19 protein-coding genes are annotated in these 15,361 nt (G+C 68.1%); 7 read left to right on the forward strand and 12 right to left on the reverse strand.

Features of this window, described 5'->3' with window-relative positions; translation table 11 throughout:
- Positions 1 to 139: 139 nt before the first annotated feature.
- Positions 140 to 463: a PadR family transcriptional regulator gene (locus ACIBO2_RS41410; protein ID WP_358546131.1), complete on the forward strand. Its 324-nt coding sequence runs from the start codon at positions 140 to 142 to the stop codon at positions 461 to 463.
- The gene (locus ACIBO2_RS41415; protein ID WP_358546134.1) at positions 460 to 1,320 is read left to right on the forward strand and encodes a hypothetical protein; all 861 of its coding nucleotides are present in this window, start codon (positions 460 to 462) and stop codon (positions 1,318 to 1,320) included. The genes ACIBO2_RS41410 and ACIBO2_RS41415 overlap by 4 nt, the downstream gene beginning before the upstream one ends.
- On the opposite strand, the gene ACIBO2_RS41420 is transcribed toward ACIBO2_RS41415, so the two are convergent.
- The 3 genes from ACIBO2_RS41420 to ACIBO2_RS41430 all read right to left on the reverse strand — a co-directional run bounded on the left by ACIBO2_RS41420 (position 1,321) and on the right by ACIBO2_RS41430 (position 2,930).
- Positions 1,321 to 2,088 carry a DUF899 domain-containing protein gene (locus ACIBO2_RS41420; protein ID WP_397303924.1) on the reverse strand — a complete coding sequence of 256 codons (768 nt, stop codon included), beginning with the start codon at positions 2,086 to 2,088 and terminating at the stop codon, positions 1,321 to 1,323.
- A gap of 88 nt (positions 2,089 to 2,176) precedes the next feature.
- A complete protein-coding gene (locus tag ACIBO2_RS41425; protein ID WP_358187549.1) occupies positions 2,177 to 2,509 on the reverse strand; it encodes a metalloregulator ArsR/SmtB family transcription factor in 333 nt (110 codons plus the stop codon).
- On the reverse strand, positions 2,496 to 2,930 hold the full coding sequence (locus ACIBO2_RS41430) for an SRPBCC domain-containing protein (protein WP_358546138.1): 435 nt from the start codon (positions 2,928 to 2,930) through the stop codon (positions 2,496 to 2,498). The genes ACIBO2_RS41425 and ACIBO2_RS41430 overlap by 14 nt, the downstream gene beginning before the upstream one ends.
- Positions 2,931 to 3,056: 126 nt before the next feature.
- On the opposite strand from ACIBO2_RS41430, the gene ACIBO2_RS41435 reads away from it, so the two are divergent.
- The gene (locus tag ACIBO2_RS41435; protein ID WP_358546141.1) at positions 3,057 to 4,511 is read left to right on the forward strand and encodes a carboxylesterase family protein; all 1,455 of its coding nucleotides are present in this window, start codon (positions 3,057 to 3,059) and stop codon (positions 4,509 to 4,511) included.
- Between the two features lie 244 nt (positions 4,512 to 4,755).
- Here ACIBO2_RS41435 and ACIBO2_RS41440 read toward each other — a convergent pair whose 3' ends face one another.
- The 3 genes from ACIBO2_RS41440 to ACIBO2_RS41450 all read right to left on the reverse strand — a co-directional run bounded on the left by ACIBO2_RS41440 (position 4,756) and on the right by ACIBO2_RS41450 (position 8,168).
- On the reverse strand, positions 4,756 to 5,460 hold the full coding sequence (locus ACIBO2_RS41440; protein WP_358546143.1) for a hypothetical protein: 705 nt from the start codon (positions 5,458 to 5,460) through the stop codon (positions 4,756 to 4,758).
- Positions 5,461 to 5,558: 98 nt separating this feature from the next.
- A complete protein-coding gene (locus tag ACIBO2_RS41445; RefSeq protein WP_358546146.1) occupies positions 5,559 to 7,049 on the reverse strand; it encodes a hypothetical protein in 1,491 nt (496 codons plus the stop codon).
- 297 nt (positions 7,050 to 7,346) lie between these two features.
- On the reverse strand, positions 7,347 to 8,168 hold the full coding sequence (locus ACIBO2_RS41450) for a helix-turn-helix transcriptional regulator (protein WP_358546148.1): 822 nt from the start codon (positions 8,166 to 8,168) through the stop codon (positions 7,347 to 7,349).
- A 160-nt stretch (positions 8,169 to 8,328) separates the two neighbouring features.
- Between ACIBO2_RS41450 and ACIBO2_RS41455 the strand changes: the two genes are divergently transcribed.
- Positions 8,329 to 9,054: an alpha/beta fold hydrolase gene (locus ACIBO2_RS41455; RefSeq protein ID WP_358546150.1), complete on the forward strand. Its 726-nt coding sequence runs from the start codon at positions 8,329 to 8,331 to the stop codon at positions 9,052 to 9,054.
- A 43-nt stretch (positions 9,055 to 9,097) separates the two neighbouring features.
- On the opposite strand, the gene ACIBO2_RS41460 is transcribed toward ACIBO2_RS41455, so the two are convergent.
- Entirely contained in the window at positions 9,098 to 10,066 is a 969-nt protein-coding gene (locus ACIBO2_RS41460) for an HD domain-containing protein (protein WP_397303925.1), read from the reverse strand.
- A complete protein-coding gene (locus ACIBO2_RS41465) occupies positions 10,063 to 10,392 on the reverse strand; it encodes a helix-turn-helix transcriptional regulator (protein ID WP_358546156.1) in 330 nt (109 codons plus the stop codon). The genes ACIBO2_RS41460 and ACIBO2_RS41465 overlap by 4 nt, the downstream gene beginning before the upstream one ends.
- 321 nt (positions 10,393 to 10,713) lie before the next feature.
- Here ACIBO2_RS41465 and ACIBO2_RS41470 point away from each other — a divergent pair, with 321 nt between their 5' ends.
- Positions 10,714 to 11,220, forward strand: coding sequence for a DoxX family protein (locus ACIBO2_RS41470; RefSeq protein ID WP_397303926.1), 507 nt, complete (start codon positions 10,714 to 10,716; stop codon positions 11,218 to 11,220).
- A 21-nt stretch (positions 11,221 to 11,241) separates the two neighbouring features.
- On the opposite strand, the gene ACIBO2_RS41475 is transcribed toward ACIBO2_RS41470, so the two are convergent.
- The gene (locus ACIBO2_RS41475; protein WP_397303927.1) at positions 11,242 to 12,039 is read right to left on the reverse strand and encodes an NAD(P)H-binding protein; all 798 of its coding nucleotides are present in this window, start codon (positions 12,037 to 12,039) and stop codon (positions 11,242 to 11,244) included.
- Positions 12,040 to 12,116: 77 nt separating this feature from the next.
- Between ACIBO2_RS41475 and ACIBO2_RS41480 the strand changes: the two genes are divergently transcribed.
- Positions 12,117 to 12,626, forward strand: a complete 510-nt coding sequence (locus ACIBO2_RS41480; protein WP_397303928.1) for a TetR/AcrR family transcriptional regulator — start codon at positions 12,117 to 12,119, stop codon at positions 12,624 to 12,626.
- A 103-nt stretch (positions 12,627 to 12,729) separates the two neighbouring features.
- Positions 12,730 to 13,095, forward strand: coding sequence for a hypothetical protein (locus ACIBO2_RS41485; RefSeq protein ID WP_397303929.1), 366 nt, complete (start codon positions 12,730 to 12,732; stop codon positions 13,093 to 13,095).
- 177 nt (positions 13,096 to 13,272) lie between these two features.
- Here ACIBO2_RS41485 and ACIBO2_RS41490 read toward each other — a convergent pair whose 3' ends face one another.
- Genes ACIBO2_RS41490 through ACIBO2_RS41500 form a run of 3 tightly spaced genes read right to left on the reverse strand, consistent with a single transcriptional unit; the run spans position 13,273 to position 15,144 of the window.
- Positions 13,273 to 13,776 (reverse strand): glycoside hydrolase domain-containing protein, encoded by a 504-nt coding sequence (locus ACIBO2_RS41490; protein WP_358546413.1) that lies wholly within the window; start codon positions 13,774 to 13,776, stop codon positions 13,273 to 13,275.
- A gap of 27 nt (positions 13,777 to 13,803) precedes the next feature.
- A complete protein-coding gene (locus ACIBO2_RS41495; RefSeq protein WP_397304029.1) occupies positions 13,804 to 14,298 on the reverse strand; it encodes a hypothetical protein in 495 nt (164 codons plus the stop codon).
- A gap of 42 nt (positions 14,299 to 14,340) precedes the next feature.
- Complete coding sequence (locus tag ACIBO2_RS41500; protein ID WP_397303930.1) at positions 14,341 to 15,144, reverse strand: SAM-dependent methyltransferase; 804 nt, start codon at positions 15,142 to 15,144, stop codon at positions 14,341 to 14,343.
- Between the last annotated feature and the right edge of the window lie 217 nt (positions 15,145 to 15,361).

Genomic DNA, 15,361 nt, shown 5'->3' on the forward strand with positions numbered 1-15,361 from the left:
CCTCCAGGAATACGGCCGCTGAACCCGCACGGCGCCGGGCGCCGTTACGCGCGCACGGGCACCATCTGGGTGGTTTCAAGGCTTCACATACTTCGCTGCCCGATATATCGTCGCCCGTATGGTTAAAAGATCGCCAGTGATGAGCGAGCCCACGTACTTCGTACTGGCCGCGTTACTCGATGGGCCTTCGCACGGCTACGGGATCATCAAGCGGGCCGAGGAGCAGTCCGGTGGGCGGGTGCGGCTCGCCGTCGGCACCCTTTACGGCGCGCTGGACCGGTTGGCGGGCGACGGACTGATCGCCGTGGACCGCGAGGAGACCGTCCAGGGCCGCCCCCGCCGCTACTACCGGCTGACCGAGGACGGACGTGCGGCTGTCATCAAGGAGGCGGCGCGGATGGAGCAGGCCGCCCGGGTCGTCACGGGACGGATCGCCCCGGCGTTGGGGACGGCACGGGCATGAGCGAGGCGTTCACCGAAAGCTGGTACCGGCTGTTCCTGCGGGCCTTCCCCTCCGGTCACCGTGCCGAATACGGCGCCGAGATCCTCGGCACGTTGATGAACGACTCGCCGCGCCGCCTCCCCTCGCCGCGGGAGACGGCCGCCCTCGTCACGGCGGGCTTCGCGGCCAGGACCCGCAAGGCCGCCGAGGGACCCGCACCATGGTGGGCCGACGGCGTACATCTCGGCCTCCTGACGCTGGCCCTGGCCAATCTGTCGTACAACATCGCCGACCACGCCTCCCCCTGGTGGCTGGCCACGTCGGCGGCGCTGGTGGTCGCGCTGCTGCGCGGCTGGGCGCGGGCGGCACTGCCTTTGGCCTTGGCCGTCGCGCTCTCGACCGGCCGGGCCATGCTCCTCGGGACCGAGGCGACGGGATGGGCGCCGTTCTTGGGCCCGGCGTACCACAACTGGGTCTCGTTGACGCCCTACGGCCTGCTGGCGGCCGGGGCCGTGGTCCTCGCGGTCAGCAGGAGGTCGCGCGGCCTGCGCACGCGACCGTGGTGGTGGCTGGCGATCCCGGCGGCCGCCTTCGTCCTCACCTACGCGCCCGGTTTCGTGGAGTACGGCGAGACCTGGCAGCTGGTCAGGGCGGGCATGGAAGGCGTCCTGCTCTTGACAGGGGTGTGGGCCACCACTGTCGCGCGCAGCCCGCGCTGGGCGTTGGCGGCGGCGATCTACGTCCTGCCGGGCTTGGCATCCGCGCTCACCAACCCACCGTCGAGCCTGCGGTACACGGCCTATTGGTCGGCCCTTGCGACGCTCCTGCTGATCATGGCCGCGACGGGATGGAGGCGCGCGGCCAAAGCCAGACAGTGATCACTGGCTGTCGTACTCGTCATGGCGGCGCCACCAGAAGCCGGTCTCGTTGCGGCCGAGTGGCGCGCGGTCGAGCCACTGGAACATGCCCCAGAGACCGTCCACCCCGCGCTCGTACGTCGAGTAGGTGTGATAAACGACGTCATCATCGAGCACGAACGCGCTCATACCGGGCCCTTGCTGCCGGTACGTCGGCCAGTCCGTGCCCACGCTCGACGCGAACTCGACGCGGACGGGATTCTCCTCACCCGACTCCGGCGGCCGGACGTCCATCGGGCGGAAGTTGTACTCGACGGCTCCCGACTGCCACTCCTCCTTGGTGTGCGTCACCCGGAAGTCGTAGTTGAAGTCGCTTCCGAACGATGAGGCCCAGGGGAAGCTCCAGCCCATCCGCCGCTTGTACGCCTGCAGCTTGGCGAGCGGGGCCTGCGACACCGCGCAGAGCGTGACGTCGTGGTTGGCGAGGTGGACGACGGAGCCGTTGAAGCCGTCGGCGATCGCCGAGCAGGACGGGCATCCCGCCTGATAGTCAGGACCGAACATGAAGTGGTAGATGAGCAGCTGCGAGCGTCCCTCGAAGAGGTCGGCGAGGGACGCTGTGCCCTCATCGGTCTCGAAGCGGTACTCCTTGTCGACGCGGACCCAGGGCAGCTCCTGCCGCTGCCGCGCCACTTGGTCACCCTGCCGCGTCAGGGCCTTCTCGGCCTCGAGCAGCTCCAGCCGGGCCGCGAGCCACTCTTCACGCGTTCCGGTCTTGTGATCGATCATTGTCTTCTCCTTGTCGTTACCACGCGATCAAGTCACGGGCACCGGCGCCCGCGACACGATCCGATGTCGTCACGACTCCCCCTGCCCCTCACGTACCCAGATGCCGCCTGAGGGCGTCGAGACTGGAGTCCCAGTCACGGGCCAGCGCGGCGAGAAACTGCTGCGCGACCTGGATGGGGGCTGACTGGAGCCGGTAGCGGACGCGGCGCCGCTCGCCGGGCTCGGCGATGACCAGCCCGGCCTCGGCGAGCAGGCCGAGGTGCTTGGCGATCGCCTGCCGGGTGATCGGCAGGCCGGCCGCCAGGTCCGTCGCTGTGGCCGGCCCGCGGGACGCGAGCGCGGCCAGGATGCTCCGCCGGCTGGGATCGGCCAGCGCGGCGAAGACCTCTTCCGCGACGGCCTCCGGCTCACGCTCGGGCATCGAGGTATTCGACGAGCTCGTCCAGCTCGCTCTGCCATCCCTTGACGTTGCCGCCGTACGCGCCGGAGTAGAGGTCGTCGGGCAGTTGCGCGAAGCCGGATTCGACCACGGTGAGCCGGGTCCCTTCGGCCTCCGGCTCAAGGGTGAACTCGACATAGGTACGGCGCGGATCCTCAGCCGGCAGGCCGTTGATGCCCCACGTGTAGCCGAACACATGCGGCGGCTCAAGGCGCTCGATGCGCAGGTAGGCGTTGTGGCCACCCTCGAAGGTCAGCTGGGCGAGGCCGCCGACACGCAGGTCGACGGTCGCCTTGTGACCGAACCACGTGCCCAACCCCTCAGCCGTCGTGATCGCTTCCCACACCTTCGCGGGCGGGTGGGCGACGCTGATGCTGCGCTCGATGCGATCGGGAAAACCCATGACACACCTCCATCTGTTGCAACCATTCGGTTGCCACAACACTATGGCAACCATTCGGTTGCGTCAACCGGCCGGCGGGGTGGGCCGACTTCCGATGGCCCTTCGTCGACTGCTATGAAGGTCGCCGTGACCCTTGTTGAGACTCGTGCTGGTACGGTCCGTGGCGTCGATCTCGGTGATGTGCTCGTCTGGCAGGGGATCCCCTATGCCGCTCCCCCCGTGGGCGAGCTCCGGTTGCGGCCACCGCAGCCACCGGCGCCCTGGCAGGGAGTGCGGGATGCCACCGCGCCGGGAAACGCGGCCACGCAGTCCGTCCTGCCCGGTCTACCGGCGCCGGCCATGGACGAGGACTGCCTGTACGCGAACGTGGCGGCTCCTCCCCCGAACGGCCGGTTGAGGCCGGTGCTGGTGTGGGTGCACGGAGGTGGCTATCTCGCCGGCAACGGTACCGACATGTACGGTGACGGGGCGCTCTTCGCCCGCACCCATGATCTCGTCGTGGTCAGCTTCAACTACCGGCTGGGCAGCCTGGGCTTCCTCGACATCGGCGACTCCTCAAGCGTCTCAGGACTGCTCGACCAAATTCAGGCGTTGCGCTGGGTACGGGAGAACATCGCGGCATTCGGCGGCGACCCGGAGCGAGTGACCCTGTACGGGCTGTCCGCCGGCGCCAAGAGCGTGGCCAACCTGCTGGCCACCCCGCTCACCCGAGGGCTGATCCACCGGGCCGCGTCCAGCAGCGGCGGCGGCGACCACGTCGCCACCCCGGCGCAGGCCAAGGCCGTGACCGTACGGTTCCTTCGGGAGCTCGGTGTGAGCGCCGACCGAGTGCGCGAGGTGCCCGCCGCCGAGATGCTCGCGGCGCAGGACGCCATCGCCACCGGAGCGAAGGCCCTCTGGATCTGGCGGCCCGTCATCGACGGGACCGTGCTGTCCGGCAGGCCCATCGACGCCATCGCCGCGGGTGCCGCCGCCGGTATCCCACTGCTCGCCCAGACCTGCGGGAACGAGGGCGGCACCTTCCAAATGCTGGACGCCAGTACTGCCGAGCAGGCACCGAGGGTGCTGGCCGAGCTGTTCGGCGCGGCCGAGGCGGACACGATGCTGGCCGCGTACCGCGAGAGCCGACCCGAACTCGACGACACCGCGCTCGGCCTGGCCATCCTGAGCGACGAGCGGTACGGCATCCCCACAACCCGGCTGGCCGAAGCGCAGGCGCGACACGCCCCGGTGTGGCGATCCCGTTACGACGGCCCCTTTCCCGGGGTACCCGCCACGACTCCCCTGGGCAGGCTGCTACGGGGCGGGCACAGCGCGGACGCACCGATGATCTGGCAGTCGACCCCACTCACCGAACCCGCCGACCAGGCCCTGTCGGCAGAACTGCACGACACCTGGGGGCACTTCGCCCGGGGTGCCGCGCCCGGCTGGGCACCCTACGACGCCGAACACCGCCAGACCATGATCTTCGACGCCGGCCAGAGCCGAGTCGAACCCGATCCCCGACCGCTCGAGCGCCGCGCCTGGAACGGCCGCACCTGGCCTTCAGGCACCTGGTGGCGCCTCGACGGCCTCACCTGAGACGGTCTCACCCAGCTCGAAGCGGATCCGAGCGGCTTCGTAAGCGGCTCCGGCGCCCGGACGGCTCATGATTTCGGCGCGCTTGTCGATCCATGCCTTGCGCTCGCCTCTCCCCATAACACGGGACGTTATAGCGCAGGAAAGCGCGGCGTCCATGAAATGAGAGATCAGCCCAGGTCACCGGCTATGCTCGCCCATTATGGCGACGGTCCCGTCCGACCCGGCGCCGATGGACGACCCTCTGTCAGCAGTCGTACACAGTGAACCAGTTGCTCGGGGCGCCATAGGCTCGCAGTCGCGCGGGGGCGTGGCGGGCCAGCCAGGCGGACAGTTTGGCGCGCTTGTCCTCCTCCTCATCCCAGGCGTCCCAAGGGAGCCGGTCTGCCGGCAGGTCGGACTCCCAGTGGGCCACCGCTTCAGCCAGGCGCTGGTCGGCGACGGGGTGGGCCACCGCCTCCCAAGCGGCCAGCCACGGGTCGAGCGTGCCAGACGCCTCGGTGCACAGCACGAGCACCTCATGCGCGGGCACGGCGATCTCGGATGTGGTGAGGCTGTACGTCCACCACGCGTGCAGGAATGCCCAGATCGCCGACACCTGCTCCGCGGGCCAATCCCGCCACTGACCACGAACGAATGAGCGACCAACCTCCTCCATGCCGGACAAATTCTCCACGTAACCGTCGACGAGGTCGGACGCCAGCTGGGGCAGGATGCGGCGCAGCACCGATCCATGGTCATCCCAGTCGGTGGCCCTCAAGGTGCGCCCCAGAAGGTCGAGGCTCAGCCACACGTCCGGCACCTTCAGACGAGCGAGGTCTTCCGCGCTGCCCCAATGGCACTCGCAGTTGTGCTCGTCGGGGCGGGCGGTCATGCCACGAAAGGTGGTGGCCACGCCCTTCAGCGCCGCGTCGAGGCGAAGGCCGGTGAGCGTTTGAGAGAGGTGCTTCATGGGCGTACGCCTTGGAGGGCTCCGGAAGCATGAGCCAGCCGAAGATCACTACCTTACCCTCCCGGCAGGAGCCGCGCTCGGACGGTCCTTCGTCGGATTCAGAGGAGGAACGGATCCGCCCGCCAGGCGTACTCCTCGGGTAGGTGGATGTCGGTCAAGGGGATCACTTGGCTGGTGGGCGACGTGCCGCGCGAGGTGACCAGCCCCAGCCGCTTCTGGCACAACGCGGTCGAGGGTTGCCTGAGAACGAGGCTGGTGTAGCCCTCTTTCCGCAGTTCGAAGCAGAGCGCCTTGATCAGCCGAGCGGACAGCTCCGCATGGTGGCGGGGTTCGACCAGGTGGATATAGCGGAGTTCGCAGACGTCGGGGGTCGGATGCCCCAGAACGGCGCCGATGACACCGAACAGCTCGCGCCGATGGTCCTGATCGAGGACCAGCAGGAGGCGCTGCTTGCCGGTGCCGGTGTTCTGGAAGATTTGATGGCGTAGTTCAGCCACGCTGCGCAAGCCGGTCAGCTCGGTCACCAACGGTTCGTCGTAGGGCTCGTAGTCGCGAACGCGGTCTGCCCAACGCAGGTGGAGATCCAGGTACTCCTCGTGCGCGCAGGGCATCATCCACCCGTGCTTACGCGTGCAGCCGGGATCCCAGTGGTAGGCGTAGTGGATAAGAGAGGCGGCCAGGTCGGGGTGGGCACTGGCCCAGATGTCGTCGAAGATGTACCAGGGCCGATGGCCGTTGAAGTCCGTGTGAAGGGCCATCTGCGCCAGGTGCTCGCCGACCTGGATGAGTGTCCGCTCGGGCAGACGACCGTTGTCGGGGGTGAAGCTGCGCAGGTGTTCCAGCGCCGTCTGGTGCGCCTGGTCGTGCGGCTCAGGGACATCTCTGGCTTCGCCGGCAAAACGGTTGAGACGTTCGAGGGCAGGTGCGATGCCGTCTTCGTCCGGGGCTACCAATGCTCTGAGATCGAGGAGGTGGCCGGGCCAGGTGTCCAGATTCTGGATGGGCCGGCGCAGTGCGGCGCCGAGTTGAGGCAGTCGCACACCGGGAAAAGCGTAAGTCCGATCCCAGCCAAGGGTGTCGTGCCTGGCATTTAGAGCAGTGAACAGCAAGTAAGTGGTGCCAACATCGCCAGCTGTTGAGGCGGCGAGCTCCGCGCAGGGGAAGGGCGCGACGAACGGCGTCGGGCCGGGAGCAACGGCGTCGGGCAGCGGCCAAGAGGGGTGGACGGGGTAGGCCCAGCGGTCCGGCTGCTCAGCGACACGGGCGTCGTCGACGAAGTAGAACGCTTCCTCCAGATTCGTGCCCATGCTGCTGATGCGGATGCTGTGGGCATCGATGTGCAGCTCATTGTCGGCCCACAGCTGCATCCGAATCCGGCGGCGTAGTTCGACCATGTCCTCAGGAGGGGTGTCGCCGCATTCCCTCAGCCATTCCAACGCGTAGGGTGCGTCGTTCAGGTCGGAGTGCGCCCGGTCGAGGCCGTCCGGCTCCCACAAGCCGCGAAACCACTCAAAGACGGTGGGGCCGGGCACGTGCTGGACTCTCTTGCACAGCGGCCCGGCTTCCCAGTCGCGATGGATGAAGTACATCAGACGTGGACCCCTGGGGTGATGACGGCGTGGCCGGCCATGTCACTGACCTTCCGGGTGCGTGATTGGATGTTCGCGGTCCAGCACCCGGTCAACAGTGGCGCGTGCGACAGAGAACACCTCCATCCATGCCAGGACCTCACCGTCGCGCACACGAGTACGGAACAAGACGCACGGTAGCGCAGAGGACGGACAAGCTGGTGCTACCGTCCTCTGCCCAGATTCCCGAAAGCTTAGGACGCCTGTGCGGAAAGTGACATCGCCTCCACCCGGCCAAGCGACTGGGCACAGTCGGGGTCATGTCCGCATGACGGACGCGAGGAGCGCCAGCTTGTCGGCGCTGTCGGTGCCGGGGTCCGGGTGGAGGACCACCAGTGTCTGGCCTGTCGCGCCGCTGACGACCAGTCTCTCCCGGTTCAGCCTCAGGCCACCGAGCTGGGGGTGGTCGATGTGCTTAGGTGTGCCTTCGCACGTGTTCACGTCGTGGCGGGCCCAGAGCCTGCTGAAGCGAGGGCTGGCGAGGGAGAGCTCGCCGACGAGCTCGATGAATCGGGGGTCGTCCGTGTCGGTGCCGACGGACTCGCGGAAGCCGGCGACCATGCCCTGCGCGGCGTCCTCCCAGTCCGGGTAAAGGGCCTGCTCGGCGGGGTCGAGGAACACGTCCCGCAGGCGGTTGCCCCCCGCCACGAGCCGCGGTGACAGAGCGGTCGCCAGCGCGTTGGCGGCGAGGACGTCGAAGTAGCGGCCCTCCACGTACGCGGGGAGCGCAAGCGTGTCAACGAGCTTGGCGACGCCCGGAGGGACAGTCTCCTTCCGGGAGCGCCGCCGACGCCGCCGGGGCTTGTCCGCCCCGAGGCGTAGCAAGTAGGCCGTCGCGTCGTCGTCGAGCAGCAGCACGCGGGCGAGCGACTCGAGGACCTGCGCGGAGGGGTTGCGGTCGCGGCCCTGCTCCAGGCGTAGGTAGTAGTCGGCGCTGATGCCGGCGAGCATCGCGACCTCCTCCCGGCGCAGGCCCGACACGCGCCGTACGCCCACGGAGCGAATACCGGCCTGGTCAGGAGTGACGAGCTCCCGGCGGGCGCGTACGTAATCGCCAAGAAGGTTGGATTCGTCGCTCATGTCCCCAAGGTAGTTCGCGCACCTTCGTGCGTGCCTGGTCCTGTCACCCCCAGGATCGCGGGGGCGCTGGCTCCGTCGGCGGGTGAGCGGAAATCTCGCTTCCGGCACGAACACCGGCGATATCGGCCGGTGGTCCCTCCCGCGAGCAAGGAGCTACACCATGTCAACATATTTGCTGGTACACGGGGCCTGGCACAGCGGGCAATGCTGGGAGCGGGTGGTCCCGTTGCTGGCGTCGGCCGGGCATCGGGTGCTCACGCCGTCGCTGACCGGCTTCGGCGACAAGGCGCATCTGCTCGGCCCCGAGGTGGGGCTGGACACGCACGTCGACGACATCGTCAGGGTGATCACCGAGGAGGGCCTCACCGACGTGATCCTGGTGGGCCACAGCTACGCCGGGCTGGTCATCTCGTCCGCCGCCAATCGGATCCCGGATCGGATCACCCATCTGGTCTATCTCGACGCGATGGTCCCGGAGGACGGCGAGAGCGCGATGGATGTGCATCCCATGACCCAGGCCCTCATCGACCGTGCCGCGGAGTCCGGGGTCGGGTGGCGGATCCCGCCGATGCCCGAGTTGCCGCCGCCCCTTGGTCTGTTCGGGGTCACCGAACCGGCGGACGTGGCGTGGCTGCGGATGATGTTGTCGGATCAGCCGGTGCTCTGCTTCCGGCAACCGGTACGGCTGGACAATCCGGCCGTACGCACGATCGCGCGGACGCACATTCACTGCGTCGCCCGCGCACCGGAGGGCATCAAGCGGCGGCCCGTCCCAGCGATCCAGCCCAACGGCAGCCCGGCACAGGTGTGGGAACTGGAGACGGGCCACGATTGCATGATCACCATGCCGGCCGAGCTCACCGAACTGCTGCTCAAGCTCGGCTGACCCGCCCCGCAGACGGTAGATGCGGGCAGAGCGATAACCGCCCTTAGGTGGGCTCGGCCGGTTGATCAAGACCGAGCTTCGTGCGTAGGCGGGTGACGCCGGCGTGGAGGGCGGGGGGCACCGTGATCAGGATGGCTATGGTGGCGCCGAGGCTGTTCCGGGCGGTTTCCACGATCATCCAGCCGAGCAAGACGGTCAGTGGGGTCCAGGTGCGCAGGTCCGTCCGTAGGATCCAACGGAGAACGGACAGCAGATGATCGGCCGGCATGTGCCGTATGGGGCGGCGCAGGGTCAGAGCCAGAGCGGGCATGCCGAGAGCCAGCCTGAGCGCGAAGCGGGTGCGGGCCCGCGGGTCCCCCAGCACGTCGAGCTCGCCGAGCCATTCGTCCACATAGCTCGCTCTCACCGCCGCCGGGAGAAGCAGCGCGCCGAGGACGAGCACCTGGTACGTCGCGCCGGTGTCCCCGAGCAGGTGGGTCAGGCGGCCGCGGGCGATCGATTCGAGTTCGTCCGCGATGGCGCGCAGGCCGAGGTGCCCGGCGAGCGGTGCGATGATGTCCAGCGTCTGCTTGCTCTTCAGCCGCTGTTTGTCCTGGTCGAGGTGCTGGATGGTGCGCATGTTGTGCAGCCGGTCGAGCACCTTCAGGGCGAGGACGCGGTTGTCCGCGGCGTCGATGGGCGCCTGATCGTGCCTGTGGTCGAGCTCGGTCATGCTCTGGACCAGCGTGGTGATCTCGTCGCCGAACTCCGCGCGGAGCTGTGCGGCGTCACATCCGGTGTCCTCGATGACATCGTGGAGCAGGGCGGCGCAGACAGTGGCGCAGTCCAGACCGGCGTCGATCGCGATCTCCGCCACGGCGACGGGGTGGGTGATGTACGGGTCACCGCTCTTGCGCACCTGGCCCTCATGGCAACGGGCGGCGAACTCGTAAGCACGCTGAATCCGGCCACGCTCCACAGCCGTCGATTCGGCGGGCAGCCGAGCCAGCAGCGGCTCCAGCAAGCCGGTCATGACGTCACCGGCCGGAGGTTCACGGCGGGTCCGCGGGACCGCTCGGCTCGCTCGAGGGCGGCGCGAGCCCGGAGAGCGCCCTCCTCGGTCAGCGTGTAGTAGTAGCGGGCGCGGCGGCCCTGCGCCAGGTGCTCGGCCGCAGACTCCTTGTGGCGCTCGATCCAGCCGAATTCGCGCTCCAGCCTGGCCAGGATCGGGTAAATGGTGCCGCTGGGCTGAGCGGTCTTCTCGCACAGTTCCAGCCCGTAGCGGCGCTTGGTCGGGTCGGACAGCATCTCTTCCAGCACGAGCATCGTCTGCAGGGTCATCCGCGGACCATCCGTCATGTGTAGAACTCTAGATATCCAACACGGACCGTGACATTACCTCGCGGGTGACAACCATGTACCGCGCGCGCCACGAGAGCCGTCCCAGCCCGCGGCCACGGCACAAATTCCTGTTTTCGCAGCTGGACCGCGTCTCGCGTGTCCCACCGTGTCCCACGGACGCCGCGCCCGACCTTGCTGCGGTGGTCGGATGAGTCCTGTCACCACGTACCAGCACCAATCCGATGAGAAAGGCAGTGACAGGACATGGGCCAGCACGTAAGCGACGGCGTTAAGGACGACGGTGTTAAGGACGTCGAGCAGCAGCCCAAGGGGCGCGGAATGAGGTTCACGCTCAACGGCGCACTCTGGTCGCTTCAAGCGTTGTTCGGCTTCTTCTTCGCCGGCAGCGGTTTCGGCAAGGTGCTGCTGTACGACGGAGCTCTGTATGCGGCGGCGCCCCGGGCCGTGGCGTGGTACGCCGCCGTGCCGCAGCCCCTGATCGTCTTCATCGGAGTCTGTGAGGTGCTTGGCGGCGTCGGCCTGATCCTGCCGGCGATGACGGGAGTCAAACCGAAGCTGACGCCACTCGCCGCCGCCGGCCTGACGCTGACAATGATCCTCGCGGCTGGTTTTCACATCACGCGCGGCGAATACGCATTGGTGCCGGCGAATGTCTTGCTGGGCGGCGTTTCGGCGTTCATCGCGGTCGGACGGGGGAAACTGCGGCCCGTCGCGCCCGCGACCATCACCACCTCACGCGTACTCAAGTCGTTGGCGGTCCTCGGCGTGCTGGCCCTGCTGGCTTTCGCTCCGACGTGGTACACGATGACCAACGTCCAATTCTGATCGCTCCGCCGGGGCGCACGTCTACCCGAGGAACTCCCGTAGCGATCGCGGTTCGCGGCCCAGGATGTCGGCCACGGTCGTGGTCGTGCTCGCCCAGCGCCCATCCCCGATCTGGGCCATGAGTTCGGCCAGGTCACGGGCCGCTGGGGCGGGCATGCCGCGCTTCTCCAGGCGAACGGCGGCCTCCTCGACCGGCTGGTCCACGTAACGTACGGTCCGGCCGAGTGCTCGGGTGAGCTCGGCGGCGATCTCGTCGTGCGTAGGCGCCACCGGGCCGGTGAGCTCGTACGTGGCGTCGGTGCCGACGGGACGCGTGAGCAACGCGGCCGCCACCGCCGCGATGTCCCGCGCGTCGATGTAGCCGACCCTCCCTCTGCCGTACGAGCCGAAGATCCGCCCCTCCTCGTCGACGTCGCCCGCGAGATTCTGCATGAAGCCGACGGGCGCCAGGATCGACCACGGCACCCCCGACGCCTTCAGATGCTCGTCGACCTGCCCGTGCATGCCGAACCCGAGCAGGCTGCCCGACGTCACGCCGTACACGGACACGGTCACCACCTGCGCCACACCCGCCGCCGCCGCGTGATCGATGACCGCCTTGTGTGCTGCCACGAAGCCCGGCCACAACCCGCTGTTGAGAAAAAGCCTGTCACCCGGCTCGAGCGGGATGCTCTCCGGCCGCTCCAGGTCGCCGACCACGTACCCGCAGCCCAGCTCCTCGCCCTGTTCCGCGCGCCGTACCACGGCTCGCACCGCACCGCCGAGTTCCTCGACCAGCGCGCGCCCGATCGTGCCCGTCGCACCCGCCACCATGATCATCGCAACCTCCTAAGTGGAATGTCAGATTCCGGTTGTATACTAAGCGGAAGCCTGTCGTCCACTTCAACGGGAGTTCAATGCGCGCCGATGCCCGCCGCAATCGGGACAGGATCTTGGAGGCGGCCCGCGAGGCTGTGGCCGAGCGCGGCGCGGACGCGCCGATGGAGCTGATCGCCCGCCGGGCCGGGGTCGGCGTCGGCACGCTCTACCGCCGCTTCCCCGACCGCGGTGTGCTGCTCGCGGCCCTGGCGGAGCAGTATGTTCACGAGCTCATGGACGCCCTGGACCGCGCCGTGGCGGCCGAACCTGGCGCCTGGTCGGCCATTCGCACCTTCGTCGTCTACAGCGTGGAGAAGGGCCGCGGCGCCATCGCGGCCGCGCTGGCCGGGACCACCGCGCCGCAGGCGAGGCAGGCGCTGGTGCGTCGGCTTGATGAGCTGGTACGACTGGCGCAGGCGGACGGCGCGCTGCGACCAGATGTCGGCACCGATGACCTCATGGAGTTGCTCAACGTGTTCGCCTGTCACCCCGACGTCATCCCGAAGCGCTTCCTCCCCCTCATGCTCGACGGCCTCGACCGGCGTTAGCCTTACCGCCGCAGCGGGGAAAGGCGATGTCATGAAACGCGAGTAAGCGAGAGCGGAGTCGATGAGCATGCACAGGGCCGGCCTGGGGAGCAGAGTACTCGCGGTGGCCGGCCTCTTGCTGGTTTCGGCGGGATGCGGTACATCGGCGTGGCGCGAGGTTGAAAACGTGACGCTGGCACCCGACGGACGGATGCTGACCGTGCAGGTCGCGTTCAGCCGCCCTCCCTCGGATCCCGAGCAGTGCGAGCGTGTGGCCGACACCTCGGTGGAGGAATCCGCGTCGACGGTCGTCATCGGTGTTCTCGTAGACGAGGACATCTGCGATCGGCCGTGGCCATGGGAAGAACCGACGTACAGCATGTTGACCGCGTATTGGCATCGGGTGCAACTCCAGTTGAAGGCACCGCTGGGCAACCGGGTCGTAGTAAATACCGCGACCGAGAAACCCGTGGCGGTCAGGCCGCAGTAAGGGTAGGAGCGCGGCGGTCGTGCACGTGACAGGCCCGCAGTTCGCTGCGGGCCTGTCAACGCCCCGGCCTTTCCCACGTCGCGCCATGAACCACTGGGGACTGAACGTCGCCACCAGTACCCGCGGTTCGACTTCCGGAGCCGGATCGTCCTCCAGCAGATCACTCAGCCGGAACCGCTACGCCACCTGCTGCCCGGCGCGGGCCCGCTCCAACTCGGCGCCGGTCCTGCCGGCCTGATCACGTGCGGGTCGTGAGTGCGAAGATCTTGACGTTCGGCGCCGTGGGGCTGGTGAACGAGACCGCCTCGCGGGTCGCGTCCAGGTGTAGGTGGCGCTGGTGCCTTGGGCGAATCCGGCGTCGGAGGTGGCCGAGAACGGCCACAGCCAGGTGCCGTCGGCCTTGCGTGCCTGCTGGTAGCCGCCCTCCTGGCCGGCCGACGGGTTGAACGTGTTGCGCCACCAGCCGGCCCGGGGCATCAGCACGTCGTGTTCGCGGTCGCGGCCGAGCCGTCGTGCCCAGTCCGCGAGCGCGAAGTCGGCGGTCGCGTCCTCGAGTGTCTCCGCCGCGCCGCCCCAGCAGTGGCAGGTGTCCTGGGGGGCGTAGCCGAGCCGCAGGTATTCGGCGAGGTTGGGGCGCTGGCCCTCGCATTGTCCGGGGCAGCCCTTGGTATGAACCGTTATTCATATTCGCTAGGAAAACCTGGGATTCTACTCTGGGCCCGTAGTCCGTGCTGTGCTGGTGGAACGTGTGGTGACCGCGAGGTCGGTCTTGACGCCGGAGTCCAGCGTGACCGTGTATCGGCCGGGCCGTGCGCTCTCGTTGTCGTGGCTGAAGGTGCTCGCGTAGATCGCGTCGGTCGTGTCCGCGGTCGGTGACGACGTGATCGGGCCGGCGAACGGCATGATCGGGATGTCGCCCACGGCCCCCGGATGGCACCCCGCGCCGTTGACGTGGGTGAGCGCGAAGCCTCTCACGCGGGGGGTGTTGTAGGAGTAGCCGTTGGCGCCCGCGGCGTTGGTCTGGTCACCCGCCGTGTTGGTCGGGCTCCACGAGATCATCCCGAACGGCAGGACGGCGCCGGGGTAGGTGTTGCCGCCGTTGGCCGATCCGATCAGCGGATCGACGTGACGTACGGGATCGGTGACCTTGGCGGGAGAGTAGGTTGCGGCTGCCGGGAAAGCCTGGAAGTCCGGACAAATAATCCCGGGCGGAAGAAGGCTTCACCGGTACGCCCTGGGCGCGGGTTACGGCTTGCGGCCGACGCCCCCGTAGAGCCATCGTGTGGCCTCGGGGGCCAAGTCGTCTGGGTCGGGGTGCCAGGTGTCGATGGTGACCAGGCCCGGAGGAACCAGCTCGAATCCGTCGAAGAAGCGTGCGACCTCGGCGTGCTCGCGGAAGTAGATCGGCGTCGGCGTGGCCGCGTAAGCAGCCTCGATCGCGGCCACCGCATCCGCCTGGTGGCCATCGCGGGTGACGTGGGTCAGCGTGAGGTAGCTGCCGGACGGCAGGGCGTCGCGCAGCTGAGTCATGACCGCGCCCCGCTCATCCATGGTCAGGAAGTGCACCATAGCGATCATCAGGACGCCGATCGGCTGGGTGAAGTCGAGGATCTTGACGGTTTGCGGATGGTCGAGGACCTCGGAGGGGCGCCGCATGTCGGCGGCGGCCACGGTGGTGTTCTCGTCGGTCGCGAGCAGGGCGCGGCCGTGTTGCAGCACGACGGGGTCGTTGTCGACGTAGACAACGCGGGCGTCGGGGATGATCTCCTGGGCGATCTCGTGCGTGTTGCCGACCGTGGGCAGGCCGGAACCGATGTCGATGAACTGCCGAATCCCCTGCCTTGCCATGTGGCGTACGGCGCGGCGCAGGAACGCCCGGTTCTCCAGGGCCAGCTGGCGGACCTCTGGCATGGCCTTCTCGACTCGGCGTACGGCATCCCGGTCGATCTCGAAGTTGTCCTTGCCCCCCAGGTAGTAGTCGTACATCCGGGCGACGCTCGGCCTGGTGACGTCGATGCCGCTAGGTCCGCTTGCGCCGTGCTCCGTCATGAACGGCCTCCATCGCCTAGATCATTTCCCTGAAATTAGCGCAAACACCGGCAGAGCGCGCCAAGCGCTGATCGACCGTCGAAGCATATCGATCTTCTCGACCAGGACGTAGAGGACATTGACCAATATCTTTACACAACGCATGTGAATCGAGTCAGAAGCTTCAGCCGTCTCGCTGAGATCGTCAGGTCGATTCCACTCGCCGCCCACGAGCGGC

The organism is Nonomuraea sp. NPDC050022, assembly GCF_044460705.1.
GTDB lineage: Bacteria > Actinomycetota > Actinomycetes > Streptosporangiales > Streptosporangiaceae > Nonomuraea.